The sequence below is a fragment of the Proteus sp. G4380 genome, assembly GCF_963885725.1.
Taxonomy (GTDB): domain Bacteria; phylum Pseudomonadota; class Gammaproteobacteria; order Enterobacterales; family Enterobacteriaceae; genus Proteus; species Proteus mirabilis.
The window spans coordinates 1-2824 of record NZ_CAWPAV010000165.1 but is presented as its reverse complement, the minus strand read 5'-3'; the positions used below and the strand labels follow the sequence as shown (position 1 = coordinate 2824).

Sequence of the window (2824 nt, the reverse complement as noted above, 5' to 3'; positions counted from 1 at the left end):
TATATTTTTTTTCATTGTTTGAGTGTTAATTTTAGATAATATCATTTATATGATAGGTATTTACGGATAGTAAAAACAAATTTGGTTGTGTACTGTGCATTTTCTGTTTTTTTTATAAAAAGGATAAATCATGCAAACAAAAAAACAGGGAGGAAGTCGTTTTCTACGCACAGTGGAATGGCTTGGAAATGCACTCCCCCATCCCGTTATTTTATTTATTATTTTAATTGCTATTTTACTTGTATCTTCAGCGGTTGGTGAATACTTCGGCGTTACAGTACAAGATCCACGACCAGAAGGCGCTAAAGGGCGCGCTGAAGATGGTTATATTCATATTATCAGTTTACTTGATGCTGATGGTATACGACGTATTCTTGCTAATATTGTTACCAATTTTACAGGGTTTGCTCCTTTAGGAACCGTACTGGTGGCTTTACTCGGTGTCGGAATAGCTGAACGAGCGGGATTATTATCAGCCGTTATGCGTTTAGTGGTTATGAAAGCTCCACGCAAAATGACCACATTAGCCATTGTATTTGCAGGTATTATGTCAAATACTGCAGCTGAATTAGGATATGTTGTCTTGATCCCGCTATCGGCAATTATTTTCCATTCGCTAGGTCGTCATCCATTAGCGGGGATTGCTGCTGCGTTTGCGGGAGTATCTGGCGGATATTCAGCTAACTTACTGTTAGGGACTATCGATCCATTATTATCAGGTATTACACAACAAGCAGCACGCATTATTGACCCAAGCTATATTGTTGGTGCGGAAGCAAACTGGTACTTTATGTTTGTCAGCACCTTTTTAATTACATTTTTAGGCTACATCATCACAGAAAAAATCGTTGAGCCTCAGTTAGGGCCTTATAATGGTAATGAATTAGATGATGAAGAAACTGATCTAAAAAATGCTGCGCAAGTTACCCCTCTTGAGAAAAAAGCACTATGGGCAGCAACAGGAACATTTATTGTGATGGCCATCATTCTGGCATTCACTGTCGTACCTGAAAATGGCATATTAAGAAACCAAGAAACAGGTTTAATTGGTAACTCACCATTCTTAAAATCCATTGTTGTATTTATTTTCTTATTTTTTGCTATCCCCGGTATTGTTTATGGTTGGATAGCTAAGACTATGCGTTCAGATAAAGATATTGTCGATGCCATGGCAAACTCTATGAGCACATTAGGTCTTTATTTAGTAATTATTTTCTTTGCTGCTCAATTTGTGGCTTTTTTTGGCTGGACAAATATAGGGCAAGTGATCGCTGTTAAAGGTGCGGCTTTACTTAATAGTATTGATATGCCAAGTGGGTTGCTATTTTTGGGCTTTATTTTAATTTGCGCCTTTATCAATTTAATGATTGGTTCAGCTTCCGCGCAATGGGCAGTAACGGCGCCTATTTTTGTTCCTATGTTAATGCTGGCAGGTTATGCGCCAGAAACTATTCAAGCAGCTTATCGTATAGGTGATTCGGTGACGAATATTATTACGCCAATGATGAGTTACTTTGGTTTAATCTTAGCGGTTGCCACAAAATATAAGAAAGATACGGGTATTGGAACTATGATCTCGATGATGTTGCCATATTCTATTATCTTCTTAATTGGTTGGTCACTGTTATTCTACCTTTGGGTATTTGTTTTCCACTTACCTGTAGGGCCTGGATCGCCAATTTATTATTCACCGCATGCGGGATAATATTATTCTTTAGATAAGCTTATACAAGGATGTATAGGCTTATTTGTGTTTATCTTTATGTGTTGCTAACTTTTCTGTTAATTGGGTTGCATAGTCCGTATGTAGAAACTGTGTGTCCATTCCTGCCTGTTGTAATTTTAATTCGAGTAAAGTGAGTTTTTTTTGTAACTGTTCATCTTTGATGCCAGTTTCTGAAAGTGAACTTAATATTTCGGCTAAAGATAATGCATCTTTTCTATCTTGCATTTCTGGGGGCAAAAAGCCGGCATTCTTAAGCAAATGATAACTAGCCCGCAAAGACTCAGGAACATGACTGTTATCATCTAATACCAAGGGTTTACCTTCTCCTGGCAAAGAAGAGAGTTCACCATTTTTCAACGCCTTTTCAATGTGGCGCTCCGCCCATTCATCAAGAATTGACATTATTCAGCCTCAACATTAATGACTAATGTAATCAATAAAATAACAAACTTAATTTCACTTGATCAAATCACATAAAATGATATTATGTTTTTATATTATATAAAATTATATATTGTTATAGGGAGAGTAAAATGAGCAAGTACCAAGAAATAGTAACAGACATCTCGGGGAATATGGGGGCATTATCTAAAAATATTCCTGAAGTTATGAAGTCATTTATGAGTACCACCAAAGCAAGCTCTAAAGATGGTGTGCTCGATGCTAAAACCAAAGAGCTGATTGCTATTGCCATTGCTGTTGCTAATCGTTGCGATGGTTGTATAGGTTTTCATACTAAAACCCTAGTTGAATTAGGGACGACAGAGCAGGAGCTTGCAGAAGCATTGGGCGTCGCGATTTATATGGGAGGGGGCCCTTCTGTGATGTATGCGTCCAATACCATGGGTGCTTTTAAAGAATTTAGTCAATAGTATTTAATAAAATTTAGTTATCATTATAGCCAGCATATTGCTGGCTTTTTGGGTTTTAAAGCTTATAGTGGCTCACTTATATTTTAGTTTTTCTTAATGATTACTAATGGTATTAGTTATATTCGTGAAATGCCAAAAGGAAATTATTATTGATAACCTTTTTTTATAAAAACATAAAGGAATTGTGAGTATTTTTACGTAAAAAAATAAAAGATAACAATTTGAT

General features: G+C 36.3%; 3 protein-coding genes. 2 read left to right on the top strand and 1 reads right to left on the bottom strand.

The annotated features are described in order from the left end of the window. Positions 1 to 130 precede the first annotated feature (130 nt). Positions 131 to 1705 carry an AbgT family transporter gene (locus tag AACU98_RS14840; protein WP_004244916.1) on the top strand — a complete coding sequence of 525 codons (1575 nt, stop codon included), beginning with the start codon at positions 131 to 133 and terminating at the stop codon, positions 1703 to 1705. A gap of 39 nt (positions 1706 to 1744) precedes the next feature. On the opposite strand, the gene AACU98_RS14835 is transcribed toward AACU98_RS14840, so the two are convergent. Beyond that, a complete protein-coding gene (locus tag AACU98_RS14835; RefSeq protein ID WP_036894309.1) occupies positions 1745 to 2128 on the bottom strand; it encodes a DnaJ family domain-containing protein in 384 nt (127 codons plus the stop codon). A gap of 131 nt (positions 2129 to 2259) precedes the next feature. On the opposite strand from AACU98_RS14835, the gene AACU98_RS14830 reads away from it, so the two are divergent. Beyond that, positions 2260 to 2598, top strand: coding sequence for a carboxymuconolactone decarboxylase family protein (locus AACU98_RS14830; protein WP_004244914.1), 339 nt, complete (start codon positions 2260 to 2262; stop codon positions 2596 to 2598). Positions 2599 to 2824: the final 226 nt, after the last annotated feature.

What these genes read in the sequence shown, in the direction of transcription:
- AACU98_RS14840 (WP_004244916.1), top strand. Translation starts at nt 131, where the DNA reads ATGCAAACAAAAAAACAGGGAGGAAGTCGTTTTCTACGCACAGTGGAA.
- AACU98_RS14835 (WP_036894309.1), bottom strand. Translation starts at nt 2,128, where the DNA reads ATGTCAATTCTTGATGAATGGGCGGAGCGCCACATTGAAAAGGCGTTG.
- AACU98_RS14830 (WP_004244914.1), top strand. Translation starts at nt 2,260, where the DNA reads ATGAGCAAGTACCAAGAAATAGTAACAGACATCTCGGGGAATATGGGG.